Raw genomic sequence first — 18,299 nt, forward strand, 5'->3', positions numbered from 1 at the left:
TTCTCGCAAGCGTAGGGCCGATCGGGCGACGGTCAGCCGTGTCGCTCGAACCCTGAAAGGTTCCTTGCCAGCCACGCGTCCTGATCGCCCGCCCAGCCCTCGTTGCTGAAGACTTCCAGCTCGAAAAGCCCGTCAAACCCTGCCGCTTCGCACATCGATCGAATGCCCGCCACGTCGATGCAGCCCTCCCCGACCACGCCGCGATCGAACAGGAAGTCGCGCGTCGGCACACGCCAGTCGCACTCGTGCACTGCGAAGAGCCGGCCGAGCTTGCCGCACCGCTCGATCTCGTCGGCAAGGTCCGGGTCCCACCAGACGTGATAGACGTCCAGTGCCGCGCCGACGCCCGGATCACCGAGTGTCTCGGCGATGTCGGTCGCCTCCTTCATGCGGTTCACGCACGACCGCGTGTCGGCGTACATCGGGTGCAGCGGCTCGATCGCCAGCTTCACGCCGGACTGGCTCGCATGCGGAGCGACAGCCGCAACGCCGTCAGCGACGAGCTTGCGCTGATCCGCCAGCGGCTTGCCCGGGTCGGCCCCGACGACTAGCACCACCATCTCCGCCCCAATCGCCGCCGCCTCGTCGATGCACGCCTTGTTGACGTCGATCGCGTCCGGCTCGTGAAAAAACCCGCCGCGGACGAGCGCCGGCACCTTCAGTCCGCTGCCCCTGACGATGCGCGTCGCCTCGTCGAGGCCGACCTCCTCGATCTTGTCGCGCCACACACTGACGCCACCGCACCCCGCAGCAGCGAACCTTTCGCAGCACTCCGCAAGCGACCAGGGCTTGCAGGTGATCGTGTGTGGAGCGCAACGTGAAAGCTCGGGCATGTCAGTCGGATTGCTGCTGTTTACTGGTAAGCGAGCCCCGAGCGTGAGCGAGGGGTTTCCGCGTGACGACCGGACACCCCTCGCTCACGCTCGGGGCTCGCAGGGAGTTCGTGTCACAATGCTGGAACATCAACCCACTGACGGGTCTCGGCACTCTTCATGCCAAGCTCTGCCAACTGCACGCCGCGGGCACCTTCGCGGAGCGTGTACGACCACGGTTCGTCGAGCGCGACGTGTCGCAGGAACTGCTCCCACTGAATCTTGAACGCATTGTCGTACTCCGTTGCCGCTGGCATCTGCGACCAGTTCTCGTAGAAATCGATCGGCTGTGGAATGTCCGGGTTCCAGACCGGCTTGGGCGTGTTGGAGGCGTGCTGGATGTGGCACTCGCGAAGGCCTGCGACCGCGCTGCCGTCGGTGCCGTCGACCTGGATTGTCAGGAGATCATCGCGACGCACACGCGTCACCCACGACGAGTTGAACTGCGCGATTGTGCCCGCAGGAACGTTGCCTTCGCCGAGCTCGAAGATCGCGTACGCCGAGTCGTCCGCGGTCGCCTTGTACGTGTTGCCTTCCTCGTCGCGGCGCTCGGGCAGGTCGGTCCGCATGCTGGCGACGAGCCTTTGAACCGGGCCGAAAGTGTGCTGGAGGACGTACTGCCAGTGGCAGAACATGTCGACGATGATGCCGCCCCCGTCCTCCTTGCGGTAGTTCCAGCTGGGGCGTTGGATCGGCTGGTCGTCGATGTCGCCGGCGAAGACCCAGTAGCCAAACTCGCCGCGAATGCTCAGAATTCGGCCGAAGAACTTCTGATTGATCAGCTGCTTGAGCCGTCGAATGCCCGGCAGCCACAGCTTGTCCTGCACGACGCCGTTCTTGATGCCGGCGTCTTCAGCCAGCTTCGCCAGCCGCAGGGCCTCGGCAGTCTCGATGGCGGTCGGCTTCTCGCAGTAGACGGCCTTCTTCGCATCGCAGGCCATCTGGACAAACTTGCCGCGCAGCTGTGTGGCCGACGCGTCGAAGACGATGTCGCAGTCGTCGCTCTTGACCGCTGCCTCGACGTCGGTCGTGTACTTCTCGACGCCGTACTTCTCGGCGAGCGCTTTGAGCTTGTTCTCATTCCGCCCGGCCAGCGTCGGCACGGGCATGAGCGTCAGGTCGGGTGACACCTTCACGCCGCCTTGCTCGCGGATGGCGAGGATCGAGCGGACCAGGTGCTGGTTGGTCCCCATCCGACCCGTCACGCCGTTCATCACGATGCCGAGGTGTCTGATACTCATTGCCCGGACAGTAAGACACGGCCAACGACCCGCACTGTGCGCATCGGGTCAATCATGTCCGTCATCCTGAGCGAGCGAAGCGAGTCGAAGGACCTCGTCTGGTCCGCCACTGATGCGCGGGCGAGGTCCCTCGGCTCGCCGCGCTCGCTCGAGATGACGATGGAGATCACTGACCCCTCACGCCACGTGCGGATCGCGACGGAAGCGGTCGGGCGTTTGGCCGACGTGCCGGGTGAACCAGCGGCTGAAGGCCGACGCGTTTGCGAAGCCGACGGCCGTGCCGGTCTCGGACGCCGTCGCGCCGCCGCCGGCGAGGAGCGCCTTGGCCTTGGCGAGTCGGTCGGCGTTGATGAAGTCGCCCGGCGCGCAATTGAAGTGTTCGCGAAAACGCCGGACGAAGTGCCGACGCGACAGGTGCGCCGTCGCGGCCAGCGCGTCGAGCGATGGCGGCTTGCCGCTGGTTGTCTGAATGAGCCGCACGGCCGCGGCGAGATCGCGCGTGTCGTCGACGGTCGACGCATCGATGGCCGAAACATCACGCACCGGCCAGAGCGACAGCAGTTCGGCGATCATGGCCAGCAGTCTGGGTGATCGCTCGTCAGCCGTCTTCGGTAGCTGTGCAATGCCCGAGGCCAGCAACACGACGGGCGACTTCTTGGCCGTCGACGCGTGTTGAGTCGCCCAGACGCGCGTCCGCACGACCGGCGAAAGCTGTCGCATCGCAAGCTTCAGGTGCCATCGTCGTCCGCCCTGCAGGTCGTACCCGTGACGCCGGCCGGGGTAGTGGGTGAGGAGCGTGACGCCGTCGACGTCGAGCGACTCGCCATCGACAATGGCCGAGCCGACGCACCCGTTGAGCAGGTCGAGCTGCAACTCGTCGTGATGTCGGTGCGGCCGAATCGAGAATCGCCCGACGTCGGCCGACACCACGTCGCGCACCATGCCCGGCTTGCGGAACAGATCGCCGCAGAGGCCGCGCAGCATGAGGAGCGTTTCGGTGCGAGTCGCCATCGATGAGGTTGCCAGTAGATTACCCGATCGGGTCACGCGATGGCGACAGTCAAAGCGTGTTGTTCGTACCATGTCGGCGTGATCGACGTCGACAACACCATCACGCCCGAGAACCTCCTGCCCGCGATTGACAGGATGTGGTCGCTCAGCGGCGAGAAGATCAAACGCATCGCGCAGAGCGAGACGCTGCAAGGGCGAACGCCCGTCGTCACACGCAACGGCAAGTACGAGCCGCAGGGCTGGACCGAGTGGACGCAAGGCTTCGAGTTCGGGTCGGCCGTCCTGCAGTACGACGCGACCGGCGATGACGACTGCCTGCAGATCGGCTGGCGTGGCACGCGCGAGAAGATGCACACGCACGTCAGCCACAGCGGCGTACACGACCACGGCTTCAACAACCTCAGCACCTACGGCAACTTGCTTCGCCTCGGACTCGAAGGCCGATTCGACATGTGCGAGGACGAGCGGGCTTTCTACACGCTCGCGCTGCAGGTCAGCGGAGCGGTCCAGGCCGGGCGATGGACTCCGACGGCCGACGGTGGCGGGTTCATCCACTCGTTCAACGGGCCGCAGTCGCTCTTCGTCGACACGGTCCGGTCGTGCCGCATCTTGGCGGTCAGCCACCTGCTCGGCCACGCACCGCTCGGCGAGCAGGACAAGGCGCTCGACTTACCCAAGCGACTGTCCGACCACCTGACGAAGACGGCCGAGTACAACATCTTCTATGGAGAAGGCCGCGACATCTATGACGTCAGCGGCAGGACGGCTCACGAAACACTCTGGAATCCGAACAGTGGTGAGTACCGATGTCCGTCTACTCAGCAAGGCTACAGCGCCTTCTCGACATGGACACGCGGCCTTGCATGGGCCATGCTCGGTTATGCAGAGCAACTAGAGTTGCATTTGAAGGAGCCGGAGCTGTACAGCGATGAGCTTATTGAGTTAATGAAGAAGGCAGCGACGGCGACGTGCGACTTCTACCTGGAGCACACGCCGACGTGTGGCGTGCCGTACTGGGACACCGGCGCTCCCGGGCTCGTCCACATCGGCGACTACCTGTCTCGGCCGGCGGACCCGTTCAACGAGCACGAGCCCGTCGACTCCTCCGCGGCGGCGATCGCGTGTCAGGGCTTGGTGCGACTCGGCGACGTGCTGGACAATCCGTCGTACACCGCGGCTGGGCTGACGGTGTTGAGAACGATTCTCGACGAGCCGTATCTGTCAGTAGAACAAAGTCATGAAGGACTACTGCTACACGGGGTATACCACCGACCCAATGGGTGGGATTTCACGGTCGCCGGGAGGTACGTGCCGAGTACCGAGTCTTGCATGTGGGGCGATTACCACTTGCGCGAGGCCGCGCTCCACGTGGGCCGCCGGGCGAAGGGTGAGCGTCCGTACACCTTCTTCGGCTGCGTCGAGGAACTGAGCCAATGAGCAAGAAGACGATCATCGTCACCGGTGGCAGCCGGGGCATCGGCCTCGGCATCGCACGCGAACTCGCGGCCCACGATTGCAACGTCGTCATCAACGGCCGGCGACCGCAGGCGGACGTGCAGGACGTCATCGACGCGCTCGACACCGACGTGCTCTACGTCGCGGCAGACGTCGGAAACAAGGGAGATCGGGCAAAACTGGTCGACGAGACCGTCGCCCGCTTCGGCCGGATCGACGGCTTGGTCAACAACGCGGGCGTCGCGCCCGACGTCCGGGCAGACCTTCTGGATGCGGGTGAGGAGAGCTTCGAGCGGCTCATGCGGATCAACCTGCAGGGCCCGTACTTCCTGACGCAAGCCGTTGCCCGGCAGATGGCCCGGCAGCACGAAGCCGACGGCGAATCGCGCGGCAGTATCGTCTTCGTAACGAGCGTCAGCGCCACCGTCGCGAGCATCAACCGCGGCGACTACTGCATCAGCAAAGCCGGTCTGGCCATGGCGGCGAAGCTCTGGGCGGCTCGGCTGGGCGACATCGGTGTCGGCGTCTACGAGGTCCGGCCGGGCGTCATCCAGACCGACATGACCAGCGGCGTGGCCGACAAATACGACCAGCTTTTCAAGGAAGGGCTTGCAGTCGAGCGTCGCTGGGGTCTGCCCGAAGACGTCGCCCGAGCCGTCGGACTGCTGGCTCGGGGCGAAATGACGTACGCCACCGGCAGCGTGCTCCACGTCGACGGCGGGCTCACGCTGCCCCGGCTTTGAACACGAATCGCATAGGGTGCAGCCTTCATGAGTCACCGCGTCAACATCGGCCTGGTCGGGCTGTCCGGCTACGCGAACGAGATCCGGAAACTGCTGCTTTCTGAGGGAAACCACGCTGAAGGGCGGACCCGCCTCGCAGCCGTCTTCGCGCCCGATCCGGAGCTGCACGCTGAGACGATCGACGATCTTCGGGCGCAGGGCGTGTCCCTCACCAGCAGCTTCGACGAGCTGCTCGACGCCGACATCGAAGCCCTCTGGCTACCCGTGCCGATCGATCTGCATCGCCCGATGACCGAGCGTGCCCTCGCTGCCGGCAACGCGGTGATGCTCGAAAAGCCCGTGGCCGGCTGCATCGATGACCATGACGCCATCGCCCGCGCGGCAGACGCTGCGGGGTTGCCCGTCGCTGTCGGCTTCCAAGACATCTATCGCCCTTCGACGCTGGCGCTGAAGCGGCGGCTGCTTGCGGGTGAGTTCGGCACACCCGAGTCGGCCGTCGTGTGGGGCTTGTGGCCAAGAGACGACGCGTACTACGCCCGCTCCACCTGGGCAGGGCGGCTGCGTCGCGACGACACGTGGGTGCTCGACAGCCCCATCGCCAACGCGATGGCCCACTACGTCAACCTTGCTCTGTTCCTCCTCGGCCCGAGCGATTGCGACGCGGCACCCATCGCCTCGCTCTCCGGCGAGACGCTGCGTGGCCGGCCGACGATTGAAAATGCCGACACGTTCTCGGTTCGCGTGCACACACGCGGGCAGGGCTCGGCCGACCTCGTCGTGCTGCTCACCCACGCGACGGCCGGGTTCCAGCACCCGTCGGTCAGCATCCGCACCGATCGCGGCGTGATCGACGTCGCCTTCGACGGCGTGACCACCTTCACGCCGACCGGCGGAGCCGCTGAGCCGCTCTTCGACGAGCAACCGCACCGCCCGCACATGGCCCGTCGGTTCGCCAGGCTGGTGCGTGGCGAAGAGGATCGCGACATCGCCTTGGCCACGCTCGCCTCCAGTCGGCCCCACAGCGTGCTCATCTGTGCGATCGCCGAGTCGCTCCCGATCACGCCCATCGACGCCCACCAGGCCGAGCCCGGCGGCGCGTTCGTCATCCCCAGCCTCGACGCCGCCATCGAGCGTGCCGCCCGCGAGCACAAAACCCTCGGCGAACTCGGCGACACCGGCTTGGCCGTGCAGGCCGCGTCATCGAAGGACCTGGCCGGCTACGCCCATTTCGCCGGCCCCCACGCCTGACGCTGCCCTCGTCCTCACAACCCGGCTACGATGCCCGCCCCCACCCGCGGCCGGATGCCCGAGCGGACTAAGGGAGCTGATTGCAAATCAGTTATTCGTGGGTTCGAATCCCACTCCGGCCTTGCTCGTCCACGCGTCACCCCTGGGCATTTAACCGAGCTGATTTCTTCTCGGAAGGCCTGCCTGCCAGGTGATCTGACGTCGGGGCACTTCGTAGCGGTGACCCCTCCTCGACTCATTGCGGCGCTGTCGGTCTGCAACCGACGGTGGACGTATCAACGTTCAAGGCCAGCAGTCGTTCCTTGCTTGTTGAGCATCTTGCGATTCGGGAGAGGCGCTCCATACCCTCTCTGCGAGGGCGGTGTCGGCAGCGGGTCGATCTTCGCCACAGATGCGCAACCGACTCTGGGAGGTGACATGGATCCGGTGACTTTGGCAACGCTCACTGCTGCGGCGGCCGTTCTTGGGACGAAAGTCGTCGAGGGCGTCGCTTCGGAGGCGGGCAAGTCCCTCTGGGGCAAGATCAAGGAGGTTCTTTGTTGGAAGGATGATCCCTCGGAGGCGGACCTGCCCGCCAAGCTCGCTGAAGGCTTCGCGAATGACGAGCGTCTCGCCGCCGACGTTTTGGCCCTCCTGAGGGAGGACCCGGACGCCCAATCCAGCGGTGCCACCCAACTCGTCGGCAGCATCAAGGCCAAGAAGGTTTTTGTCGTCGGCACCAACCACGGTGGCATCAATGCCTGACGCGCCTCAGCCACCATGCCCCCGCTGACCGGCGACATTCACAATGCGAACAAGGTCGTCGTTGTCGAGAACAGCGACGGCGACATCTACCTGTTCGGCCACCGCCCCGCCCGCGAGGGCGACACGACCAATTTCCCCGCCGCCAAGGTCAAGTTCAATGACGGCTTCGTCGGCCGTGATGACGAGCTCGCCGAGCTCCACAGCCGCCTCGGCCGTGGGTCGGTTGCCGTCTATCACGCGCTTAGTTCCGACGGCGGCTTCGGCAAAACGCAAGTCGCCGTCGAGTACGTCAAGCGCCACGGCACCGACTACGAAGGCGTCTGGTTTGTCAACGCCCTGTCCGCGGCATCCGCCTACGAAGACGGCCGCGACCTCCTCACCGCCCTCGGCGAGCCGGTGCCGGAGAAGGCCGACGCGGTCGCCGCGGCCGTCGCCGCGGCCGTCTCACGCGGCCGTCACCTGCTCATCCTTGACGACGTCCAAGACCTCGCCGTCGCCAGCGCGTACGCATTGGGCAGCGATGCCCGCCTGCTCGTCACGACGCGGTGCCACGTCTACGCCAACGAGGGTTTCGAACCGTTCGCCCTCGACGTGCTCAAGCCGGAGGACGCGGTCAAGCTGCTCGTCCAGGGCCGCGATGATCTCGACAACGACGCCGAGCGTCCTGCCCTGCTCGACGTGGTCGAGTTCCTCCACCGCCACGCGCTCGCGGTCGCGCTCGCCGCGGGCTACCTCCGCCGCAACGGCGACCTTTGCGCGGCCGGTTTGCTCGCCGCGCTTCGCGACGCTCCCGTCGGCGGGGACGAGGGGTTGCTCGGCGACGTCGACCCCGCCAGTGTGGCCGCCGGGTACCGCCGGGGCGTGGCCGCGACGCTCACGCTCCACCTGCCCACGCTCGGCAAGCCCGCGGACGACGACGACCGCCTCCGCCAGCGCCTGCTCGCCGCCGCCTGCCTGCTTGCCCCGCGGGGCATTCCACGCACGCTGCTCCTGGCCGCCGTGTCCGACGTGGCCACGGCCCGCGACGCCCGTAAGCAACTCACCGAACTGGCCTCGTTTTCCGTCCTTCGCCCGTCTGCGGGCGACGCGGCGACCCTCGAAATCCACGGCCTGACCCAGCAGATCGTCAAGGCCAAGCTCGTCGCCACGAATGAGGGACGGCAACTGCTCGGGCGAAGTGCCTACACCACGCGCGACCACCTCCTTGGCGTGTTCAATCGTGAGGCGAACGAGCGTGGTGCCCGCGGAGATGCCCTCGATCGGCTCTCGTCCCACGCCGAGTCACTGGTTAGGCAGAATCTGGGCCGCCACGTCGACACCGCGTGGTCGCACCTCTGCAATCAGCTCGCCTTCTTTGCCCGCAGGGTCCACCATCGGCTAGCCGACGCACGGGAACTGTTCGAGGAGGCCGTCAGGATTCTCAAGGCGGCTCCGGCGAGTGAGCGGGGTGACCTTGGTACTTGCGTCAATAACGTCGGCAACGTGCTGCAGGCCCGCGGCGACCTCGACGGGGCGTTGGCGAAGTACCGCGAGGCCGAGCGGATCGACCGGGCGGCCTTCGGCGACGACCACCCGAACGTGGCGATACGGCTCAACAACGTCGGCACCGTGCTGCAGGCCCGCGCCGACCTCGACGGTGCGTTGGCGAGCTACCGCGAGGCCGAGCGGATCGACCGGGCGGCCTTTGGCGACGATCACCCGAAGGTGGCGATCCGCGTCAACAACGTCGGCTCAGTGCAGGAGGCCCGCGGCGACCTCGACGGTGCGTTGTCGAACTACCGCGAGGCCGAGCGGATCGACCGTGCGGCCTTCGGCGGCGACCACCCGAACGTGGCGAGGGACGTCAACAACATCGGCTATGTGCTGCAGGCCCGCGGCGACCTCGACGGTGCGTTGACGAGCTTCCGCGAGGCCGAGCGGATCAACCGCGCGGCCTTCGGCGACGACCACCCGAACGTGGCGACCGACGTCAACAACATCGGCATGGTGCTGAAGGCCCGCGGTGATCTCGACGGTGCGTTGGCGAACTTTCGCGAGGCCGAGCGGATCGACCGGGCGGCCTTCGGCGGCGACCACCCGGAGGTGGCGACCGACGTCAACAACATCGGCATGGTGCTGAAGGTCCGCGGTGATCTCGACGGTGCGTTGGCGAACTTTCGCGAGGCCGAGCGGATCGACCGGGCGGCCTTCGGCGACGACCACCCGAGTGTGGCGGCCGCCGTCAACAACGTCGGCTCCGTGCTGACGGCCCGCGGCGATCTCGACGGGGCGCGGGTGACGTACAAGGAGGCCTTCCGCATCCTGCTGCGGGCGAACGGGCCGCGGGGCGAGAACGTGATCACGGCAGCCGGCAACTTTCTGGCGGTCGGCGGCGATCCGGTGGCGATCGCGCGGGAGGTGGCGGGTGGTGGGGGCGAGGAGGCGGCGGAGGTGGTGCGGGCAGAGCTGACGGCGACGCTGCCGGAGGAGTGGAAGGCGAAGCTGGCGGCGTTGGAGGAGCGGCAGGGCTAGGCAGCAGGACGTTTCAGCTCGTTGTACCCGAGGCTTGCGGGAGTCTGACCCCAATCCGTGGAGTCGGGGTTTCGGGCTAAGTAACGGCGACGCCGTCCCAAAGCCCTGAAGCTGCTTGCCTCATTCCTGCAGCGCGGTTCCACCTTGTTGTAACGCAAGTACAGGCCGTTGGAACGGCAGCCGGGAGGGGGTGGGGCCACGCCAAACTGTCGTTTTGTCGGCTTCGGCTTCAGTGGGCTCGTGGCGTACTAGATAGGTGTGGCAGAGCGACGCGATGGGCGGCGTTCAACAGGCAGCGGGGCGAGGCTCTGCGGTCACTTCTTACAACAGCCAGGGAATCAACGTCATGGACATCACCTACAGCACCAACGACAACACACTCAAGAATCGCGTACGCGCTTTTCTGCGGACTGTGGCGGAAAGGGAGTCGTTGTTCGGACTCACAACGCAGTCGATATCGGACCTGCAGACGAGCTTCGACCACTTCGTGGAAGCTTCTGATCTCGTCGAGGATCCGAATACGAACTCGCGGGCGGCGTATGCCGATAAGCGGTCTAAGAAGGAGCGGCTGGTCAACGGGTATCGGACGGTCGTGGCCGTGGCGCAGGCGTGGCCGGAGCAGACGGATGAGAAGCGGCCGGAGCTGGGCATCACCATTCGCGATCGCAAGCCGACGCGTCGGCCGATTCCGACGGAGCTGGCGACGATCGAAGTGATCAGCCTTCTGCGTCGGCAGGTGACGGTGCAGGTTCGGAACCCCGAGGGTGGCCGCGGCAAGGTCGCGGGGGCCGCGGCGGTGCAGGTCTTCACGCACGTCGGCGACACCGCACCGGCGGCGGGGACGGACTGGACGTTTGCGATGTCGACCGGCAAGACGCGGTTCGACGTGCTGTTCCCGGACATCGTGCCGGCGGGGGCGAGCGTGTGGATCGCGGTCGCGTACCACAACGCGGCAGGCACGGGGCCGATGAGCAAGGCGATCCAGGTCAATCTCCCCGGCGGCCAGGCGGTTTATGCCCGAGAGGCGGCTTAAGTCTTGGATCGCGGAAGTCTTTGGCTTTAAACGCAAAGGAGCAAAGAGGCAAAGGAACGCAAAGGCCGGAGAAGATGATGGTGTTCAACTCTGAACATTCTTCTCTTCTTTGCGGCCCTTTGTCACCTTTGCGCCTTTGCGTTGAAGTCCGATGACGTTCTTTTTGTAGATGAGGTGGTACGACGATGGACCTTTCGATTTACAAACCGGCGGTGGATCTTGGCGACATGGAGTGGTTTGCGGAGGGCATTGTCGTTCGCAAGGCGGATGAGTTTGATCTGCCGTCGATCGAGTCGTTGCAGAAGCGGCATTCGGAGGAACTGGGGTACTTCAACCGGCAGGTGATGGCGGAGAAGCTGGAGCGAGAGGAGATTCTCGTCGCGCGGGAGGCGAAGTCGAAGCGGTTTGCGGGATACGTCATCGCGAGCGATTCGTATCAGAAGCGGCAGGAGGTCGGGATCATCTACCAGATGGGCGTGCACGAGCGGTTCCGCCGGCGTGGCGTGGCGGCGTCGCTGTTGAAGGGGTTGTGGGCGTCGTGGCCACGCGGCGTGCGGCTGTGCAGTGCGTGGTGTGCGCAGGATCTGCTGGCGAACAAGTTCTGGGAGTCGATGGGGTTTGTGCCGTTGGCGTACCGGGCCGGGAGTGAAAAGGGCAGAAAGCTTGAAGATGGAAGCGTGAAGCCTGAAGACTCAGATTCCGGCCCTTCTGGCTTCAAGCTTCGTCCTTCAAGCTTTCCGTCGAACCGCGTGCATCTGTTCTGGCAGGCTCGGACGACGGCTGGGGACGAGACGCCGTGGTGGTATCCGTCGTTGACGGGGAGCGGGGCGTTGCGGGCGGATCGGGTGGTGTTGCCGGTGCCGACGGATCAGCACTGGAGCCAGACGCGGCCGGCGGTGTTGCCGACGGTTGCCTTGCCCGAACAGCCGGAGGAAGTCGAGCCGTTCGAGGGCAAGTCGCGGAAGTATGCGGACGGGGTGTCGGAGTGCGAGGAGGGGTTGTTGTGGCGGGACGGCAAGCGACTGATGACCCCCGAGCAGTGCATGCAGGCGCAGGGCGCGTCCCAGGGCGGGCCGTGGATGGTGCCGTCGGATGTGGAGCTGGTGCGCGAGTTGCCGCGGCCGCTAAAAAAGGAGAAGAAAGCGAAGAAGGTGCACGATCCGCGGCTGGTGGCCTTCGCGCGGGATTTGCGTGACGATTGGCTGGAGCACGTCAACAGCGAGCGGTTGCTGTCGGGCGAATCGCGCTATGCGGCGCGCCGGCACCTGCCCACGAGTCCTTTCGCGTCGTTGCCCGAGCGAGAGCGGCCGAGGCTGCTGGCGGCGTGAGGCGGGGAGAGAGATCGCGAAGACGCGAAGCCGCGAAGAGAGACGCGAAGATGACGGAGTCGGGGGTGTTGTTGTCCCGGTGGGTTCGGTGCGCGACGTGCGATTGCGATGACGAAAAGAAGCCGCCGACAGGGTTTTGTGTCGGCGGCGAAGTGGGGTGGAAGATGTCAGCCGTGATCAGCGTCGGCGGCGGAGCAGCGTGAGGCTGCTGAGGCCGAGCAGGGCGAGGCTGGTGGGTTCGGGGATGAGCGTGACTTCGAGCGTCGGACGCAGGCTCGGATCGGCGAACTCGCTGGTGTAGAAGTCGATGCCGTTGCCGCCGTCGGGGAAGGGGATCAGGGCCCAGCCGAGGTTGTCGAGGGAGCCGTCGAGGTAGGCCAGGATCGACTCGGTCACGTCGATTTCGAGCGTGCCGGTGGGCACGTTCTCGTTGAAGTTGTCAGCACCGAACGTTGCGATGGCTTCGGCGACGGCTTCGACGTCGTCGGGCTGTACGCCGCCTGCGAGGTCGACCCACGTGGTCGATTCGTCCCAGCTGACGAGCATCTCGTGAACGTTGAAGCCGCTGCCCGGGTTGTTGACCTTAAGCTTGAGGACGACGTTGTCGATGTCGCCTGCTGCGATGTCGGCCGATGTGAGTTCCGCGACGATGTTGTCGAAGCGGATCAGCCCGTGGTTCGGCTGGGCACCGGGCGAGCCGTCGTCTCCGTCGACGCTGATTTCGTCGAACTGGCCGTTGTTCTCATCGCCGCCGGAGAAGCGGATTTCTTTGTCCTGTGTGCCGAAGTAGCCGTCGACACCCTCGGTGAGTGCGAAGTCGGGTCCGGGCGGGGGTGGCGGGGGGACGATGGCGACGGGGTCGAGCCGCGTGGCGAAGTCGAAGTCGAAGCCGAATCGGCTGGCGAACCCGCCGACGTCGGCGACGGTTTCGGTTTGGAACTCGTCGAGCACGGGCGAGTACGTTTCGAACTCGATGCGGTTGTTGTCGGGCTGGAAGTCGATGAGTCGGAGCCAGCCGTCGCCGCCGTTGGGGTAATCCTGGTAGTCTTGGAGGACTTCGATGACCTGTCGGCCGGCGAGGTTGTCGCTGACCTGGTGGAACTCGCCGTCGTTGAAGGGTTCGTTGGCGGGGCGGGAGTGGTAGTGGCCGTTGAGGACCATGAAGATCTGGTCGTTTCGGCTGATGAGTTGGTTCCAGACGTTTTCGCCGCTGCCGCTCCGGCCGGCGGGGTTGTCGTCGAGGTGCTCGTGGGTGCTGAGGATGACGGGCGTGTCGGGGTTGGCGTCGATGATTGACTGGGCCCAGTCGAGCGGGGACTCGGTGCGGAACGGGATGTTGACATCCGGCCGCCACTCGAGGGCGAGGTGAATGAAGTCGTACCCGCCGGCGCTGAAGCGCTGGTACATGTTGTTGCCGCTGGCGTCGGCACCGCCGAACCAGCTTTGGCCGGCGTAGCGGTCGGGGCCGAAGAAGTTGCGGTAGGCGTCGGTGCCGGTGCTCTTGTTGCCCGTGGAGGCGTAGTCGTGGTTGCCAGGGAGGGTTCTGTACGGCACGACGCCATCGAGCGTGCTCATGGCCGTGTTGGCGCGGTTGAGCTGTGTGAAGCTGTCGCCGCTGGAGACCATGTCGCCCAGGTGGGTGACGAACTTGATGTTGCGGTCGTTGGTGCCGTTGACTTCGTCGGCGATCCACTGCGTCTGGGCGTTGAAGCCGAGCGTTCGCGTGGAGCTGGTGACGTAGTTCTGCGTGTCGGGAAGAGCGACGAGTGTGAAAGAGTTGTCGAGCTGCGCGAGGGCGGCCGTCGGGGCCGCGAGCAGGGCAGCGAGAGCGAGCTTGTGGGTGTTGTTCATGTCAGGTGATTCGTGGAGTCGGGTTCTGGCAAGTGAAAACAACACAATCAGGCACGGCGACGACGGAGCGCGGCCAGGCCGAGGAGACCGATCGCGGCAGCCGAAGTCGGCTCTGGGATCAAGGTGCCTGCGAAGAGCACGTTGTCGAGTCGGTAGCCGTCGTTGTTGTCGTCGGTCAGGATGTCGACCTGGAGGTAAGCGTTTGTGACCGACGGATCGAAGGCGTAGGTCAGCGGGCCGAACGTGACGGCACCGTTGGAGTTGCCTCGGGTGTCGAGGAGCGTTGTGAGAAGCACGCCGTTGCCGTCGAAGAGGCGGATGACGGCGTCGTCGTCGCCGGTGTTGGTTGCTCCGACGATGTCGCCGAAGTCCATCGAGAACGAGACGTCGTTGAAGTTCGTCAAGTCGACGGTGTCGAACGTCAAGGCGCCCGTTCGCGAGTTCCCGAAGTCGAGCAGCGAGTCGCCGCTGAGCGATGAGTAGTGGGAGACGACGAACTGATCGTCGTTGACCCCGATGAAATCGGTAGACGAGGTGGTGGAGGCCGTACCGTTGTGGCTGAAGCCGAGGTCGGTAGGACCGGTTGAGATGTGCACGACGTCGGGCGCGTTGGTCGCGCTGCTGGTGTCGCCGTTGTTGAAGTCGACGGGTTGCGTCGGGAAGTTGGCGGGGCCGAAATCCTGGCTGGCGATCACGGTGCCGAAGGCGGAGCCTGTGATGGTGCAGGAAGCTGCGACGATGGATGCGGAAATGGAGCGGTGCATGTAGTGGTCTGCGAAGCGTCTTTCGCCGTATCGGACCATGTGACCCGTGTCGCCGGTCCCTCGGCGGCGGGACGCAATCAAACCGCCTACAAATGAGGTTGTGTCATTCTGCGATGAAACGTCAGCGAGGTTTTAATGTGTGTGACGTGTGATTCGAACTTGCACTCAATGAAGCCTTTGTGAGGCGAATGGGTCGGCGTTGCCGACTGCAAGCAACAGGAAGCAGACGCGCGTTCACAACACTCGGCCGGTGGCTTTCTCGCGGCGCTTGCGTGTCAACAGGTTGGGCCGTGTCAACCGGCAGCGGCTGCTCTTGGGCGATTCGCGTCAGATGGGAGCGGCAGGCCGCGTACGGAAACTCGTGTCTTGGCTTCGCGTTGCCGCGGGCGACCACGACGGTGAACGGTGGTCACAGCGTCGGAAAGGCGAAGCCGTCGTCGCCCAGGTCGGTTGCCCATTGGAGCAGGCGGTCGTGCAGGGCTTTGCGGCGGGCGTGGTGGACGCTGTTGTGGGCGAGGTTGACCTGTTCGTACGGGTCGTCGTTGAGGTTGAACAGCAGCCAGGGTTGGTGTTCGAAGCAGACGTACTTCCATCCGTCGCGCGTGACCAGGCCGCGCCAGGGGCGGTCGGTGCTGTGGCCGTGGAGTGTGGGCTCGACCAGACTGAGGTAGGCGGAGTCGGGGAGGTCTTTCGCCGGGCGATCGTGGCAGCGGAGGTGGCTGTAGTCGATGCCGCGCATCCAGTTGGGCGGGTCGATGCCGCACAGGCCGAGGGACGTCGGAGCGAGGTCGACGTGATTGATGAGGGCGTCGGATCGGAAGACCTTGTAGCCGTACCTCGGCACGCCGCCGCCGAAGATCATCGGGACGCGGATGGATTCCTCGTACGGATTGGTCTTGCGGAACATGCCGTGGCTGCCGTGCATGTCGCCGTGATCGGAGAAGAAGACCAGGTGCGTCTGATCAAGCTGACCGGCGTCGGCCAAGGCGTCGCGGAGCCGGCCGAGGTTCCAGTCGAGGTTTTCGACCATCGCGTGATAGCCGGCCAACTCGCGTCGGGCCTGTTCGTGGGCGGCGGGGATGTCGGGAACGTTGGGCCGGAGCGTCACATCGGCCGGGCGGTGCCGCTGTTGCCACCGCTCGGGCGCGATGTACGGATCGTGCGGCGGCTGGACGCTGACGACGCAGAAGTAGGGCCGATCCCCCTTGCGTCGCGCGCGGATCATGTCGATCGCGAGATCGGTCAGGGCGTCGGTCTCGAAGGTCGGCAGGCGGTAGCGCTCGATCTCGTTGCGTGACGCGTCGTGGCCATGGACGAGGCAGTCCCACGGGCTGTTGTTGTTGTCGTATCCGAGCCACTGGGCAAAGCCGCCTCGGCGATTGCGTGGGACGGTGTGCAGAGCGGATCGGCCGTCGCGCTCGCGCCAGCCGTCGAGGTGCCACTTGCCGAACCACGCCGTGTGGTAGCCGGCGTCGTTGAACGCGGTGGCGACGGTCGGCAGTTCCGGCGGCATCTGTCGCTCGTGACCAGGGACGGCCTCGTGCGGATAGCGACTCGTCAGGAGCGAGCCGCGATACGGACAGCAGAGCGGACAGCCCGAAACCCCGTCAGCCACGACGCCCTGGGCGGCGAGGCGATCGATGTTGGGTGTGGCGACGTTCGGGTCGCCGGCGTGGCCGACGGTCTGGGCGCGATGTTGATCGCCGAAGAACCAGATGACATTCGGCCGCGGCTGATCACTCATGCGAATGTCGTAGTGAATCCCCGCAAATCGTTCAATCTGATCTGCCAGGATGACGACGGATCGGCCCGGCGTTCGGGTCGGCGTAGCAGCGGATGCCGAAGAGGGCGGCGGGGACGTCGGTTGACGGATGCGTCAGTTCCAGCCGTAGCTGTCGAAGGTCAACGGCCACGTCTGGCAGCAGGATGACGTGTGAGGCGCTGTTGTCGTCAGCCTCGCCGAGCGTGTGCTCGTTGCCGTCGGCATCGATGCCGACGAGGCGGAACTGGCGAACGACGAACGGCGAGATGCTGTCGTGGTGGCCGAGCAGGACGGACTCGAGCGGGTTGTCGAAGTCGGTGTCGAAGTGGAGGTCGACGCGGCGGATCGTCTGATGCTCCGACCATTCGACGAGCAGTGTCGGCCGTGCGTCTGACGGGTCGGCGACCCAGGCGTTGCTGCGATCGCACGGGCGAAAGACGCCGGTCGTCAGTTCGTCTTTGCTGAAGCCGGCAACCGGCGGATCGAGCCGCATCGCGAGGTTCTGCCCGCCGGGGCGCCGCTCGGGACACCAGAAGTCGAACGCGTCAACGCCGAGGTGCTCCATGTCGGTCTGAGCCCCGGCCGACACGGCCTTGTTCGGTCGGCACTGCACCCGCATGACGCCCGTCACGCGGCGATCCGAAAGTCGCAGCTCCAATCCGTCGGCTGGGAAGACGCAGACGAAGACGTGCGCGTCGCGCGGCAACTGCGACTCGAAGCTCAGCGTCACCGCGCCGCCGTCACCCGCGGCGACGGGCACCGTGATCTGCTCGAGCGTCGTGTCGGGCGTGAAGCTGCCCGGCCGACTGCAGACGCGAAGCTCTGCCCGCATCTCCGTCGACTTTGCCGCCCGCGCCTCGATCGCCACCGATGGCATCGCGCCGGCCTTGAGCGGAAGCAGCATCGCCTGCGGGTCTTCGACCTTGAGCCAGTCGTCGGAGGCCGGAAGCCCGCCCAGCTTGAATGAGCTAGACGTCGAGAGCGTCGCATTGCCGACCAGGTCATCTCCGTCGTCGAGCGGGACGGCCGGGATGTGCTGGGTGGACCGGAGCAGGTCGCGTTGAAGCTCGGCCAGGTGTGTTCCGGAGCTCACCTCGCGCGGCAGGACGCCGTGTCGCGCACAGACGGCCGCGGCGTGTCCGATGGCCTGGCCCATGTGGCTCGTGGTCGCCATCACCCGCGTCGAGCCAAAGGCGACGTGGCTCGCGCTCATCGTGCGTCCGCCGAGGAACAGGTTTTTGATGTTGCGGCTGTAAAGCGAGCGATACGGAATCTGATACGTCCCGATGCTGTGGTACTGGTTGCAGCCAGGCTTCTCACTGAAGACGCCGTCCGCCGGATGGAGGTCGATCGCCCAGCCGCCGAAGGCCACGGCGTCTTCGAACCGCCGCTGCTCGATGACGTCGGGCTGCGTGAGCATCACATCGCCCTCGAAACGGCGACTTTCCCGCTTTCCAGGCACGGTACCGACCCACTCGAGCGTCTTATTGGCGGCCTCGGGAAACTGGCCGCTGTTTTTGATGTGGTTCCAGACGCCGTAGATGACGCGCCACAACTCCCACTTGATCTCTTCGGTGTCATGCACGGTGTCAAGCCGTCCGCCATACTCGATCCACCAGAGCTGGCATCCTTGCTTTTCCGCATTGAATTGGCGGTACCTTGGAATGTCGGTGACGTCTTTGAGGGCAAAGCTCGGCGGCGTGTACTCGACCGGGTGGTCGAGGTCTTTCGTGTAG

Annotated in this window: 14 protein-coding genes and 1 tRNA gene; 8 read left to right on the forward strand and 7 right to left on the reverse strand. The window is 65.5% G+C overall.

The window, feature by feature from the left end:
• Positions 1–32: 32 nt before the first annotated feature.
• The 3 genes from AAGI46_03305 to AAGI46_03315 all read right to left on the reverse strand — a co-directional run bounded on the left by AAGI46_03305 (position 33) and on the right by AAGI46_03315 (position 3,124).
• Positions 33–833: a sugar phosphate isomerase/epimerase family protein gene (locus tag AAGI46_03305; protein MEM1011232.1), complete on the reverse strand. Its 801-nt coding sequence runs from the start codon at positions 831–833 to the stop codon at positions 33–35.
• Between the two features lie 113 nt (positions 834–946).
• Positions 947–2,113: a Gfo/Idh/MocA family oxidoreductase gene (locus tag AAGI46_03310; GenBank protein MEM1011233.1), complete on the reverse strand. Its 1,167-nt coding sequence runs from the start codon at positions 2,111–2,113 to the stop codon at positions 947–949.
• A gap of 177 nt (positions 2,114–2,290) precedes the next feature.
• Positions 2,291–3,124 carry an AraC family transcriptional regulator gene (locus AAGI46_03315; GenBank protein ID MEM1011234.1) on the reverse strand — a complete coding sequence of 278 codons (834 nt, stop codon included), beginning with the start codon at positions 3,122–3,124 and terminating at the stop codon, positions 2,291–2,293.
• Between the two features lie 78 nt (positions 3,125–3,202).
• Here AAGI46_03315 and AAGI46_03320 point away from each other — a divergent pair, with 78 nt between their 5' ends.
• The 8 genes from AAGI46_03320 to AAGI46_03355 all read left to right on the forward strand — a co-directional run bounded on the left by AAGI46_03320 (position 3,203) and on the right by AAGI46_03355 (position 12,186).
• Positions 3,203–4,561 (forward strand): glycosyl hydrolase, encoded by a 1,359-nt coding sequence (locus AAGI46_03320; protein ID MEM1011235.1) that lies wholly within the window; start codon positions 3,203–3,205, stop codon positions 4,559–4,561.
• The gene (locus AAGI46_03325) at positions 4,558–5,322 is read left to right on the forward strand and encodes a 3-ketoacyl-ACP reductase (GenBank protein ID MEM1011236.1); all 765 of its coding nucleotides are present in this window, start codon (positions 4,558–4,560) and stop codon (positions 5,320–5,322) included. Before AAGI46_03320 ends, AAGI46_03325 begins: the two co-directional genes overlap by 4 nt.
• A 27-nt stretch (positions 5,323–5,349) precedes the next feature.
• A complete protein-coding gene (locus AAGI46_03330; GenBank protein MEM1011237.1) occupies positions 5,350–6,570 on the forward strand; it encodes a Gfo/Idh/MocA family oxidoreductase in 1,221 nt (406 codons plus the stop codon).
• Between the two features lie 48 nt (positions 6,571–6,618).
• Positions 6,619–6,692: transfer RNA gene (locus AAGI46_03335), tRNA-Cys, on the forward strand.
• Between the two features lie 295 nt (positions 6,693–6,987).
• Positions 6,988–7,314 (forward strand): hypothetical protein, encoded by a 327-nt coding sequence (locus tag AAGI46_03340; protein ID MEM1011238.1) that lies wholly within the window; start codon positions 6,988–6,990, stop codon positions 7,312–7,314.
• A 15-nt stretch (positions 7,315–7,329) separates the two neighbouring features.
• Positions 7,330–9,825, forward strand: coding sequence for a tetratricopeptide repeat protein (locus AAGI46_03345; GenBank protein ID MEM1011239.1), 2,496 nt, complete (start codon positions 7,330–7,332; stop codon positions 9,823–9,825).
• Positions 9,826–10,081: 256 nt separating this feature from the next.
• Positions 10,082–10,858 (forward strand): hypothetical protein, encoded by a 777-nt coding sequence (locus AAGI46_03350; GenBank protein MEM1011240.1) that lies wholly within the window; start codon positions 10,082–10,084, stop codon positions 10,856–10,858.
• A 185-nt stretch (positions 10,859–11,043) separates the two neighbouring features.
• Positions 11,044–12,186 carry a GNAT family N-acetyltransferase gene (locus tag AAGI46_03355; protein ID MEM1011241.1) on the forward strand — a complete coding sequence of 381 codons (1,143 nt, stop codon included), beginning with the start codon at positions 11,044–11,046 and terminating at the stop codon, positions 12,184–12,186.
• 177 nt (positions 12,187–12,363) lie between these two features.
• Here AAGI46_03355 and AAGI46_03360 read toward each other — a convergent pair whose 3' ends face one another.
• The 4 genes from AAGI46_03360 to AAGI46_03375 all read right to left on the reverse strand — a co-directional run.
• Positions 12,364–14,037: a DNRLRE domain-containing protein gene (locus AAGI46_03360; protein MEM1011242.1), complete on the reverse strand. Its 1,674-nt coding sequence runs from the start codon at positions 14,035–14,037 to the stop codon at positions 12,364–12,366.
• Positions 14,038–14,084: 47 nt separating this feature from the next.
• Positions 14,085–14,801 carry a PEP-CTERM sorting domain-containing protein gene (locus AAGI46_03365; protein MEM1011243.1) on the reverse strand — a complete coding sequence of 239 codons (717 nt, stop codon included), beginning with the start codon at positions 14,799–14,801 and terminating at the stop codon, positions 14,085–14,087.
• A gap of 409 nt (positions 14,802–15,210) precedes the next feature.
• Positions 15,211–16,545, reverse strand: a complete 1,335-nt coding sequence (locus AAGI46_03370) for a sulfatase-like hydrolase/transferase (protein ID MEM1011244.1) — start codon at positions 16,543–16,545, stop codon at positions 15,211–15,213.
• 31 nt (positions 16,546–16,576) lie between these two features.
• A partial coding sequence (locus tag AAGI46_03375) for an FAD-dependent oxidoreductase (protein MEM1011245.1) occupies positions 16,577–18,299 on the reverse strand: 1,723 nt, incomplete at its 5' end.

Source organism: Planctomycetota bacterium (assembly GCA_038746835.1).
Lineage (GTDB): Bacteria > Planctomycetota > Phycisphaerae > Tepidisphaerales > Tepidisphaeraceae > JBCDKH01.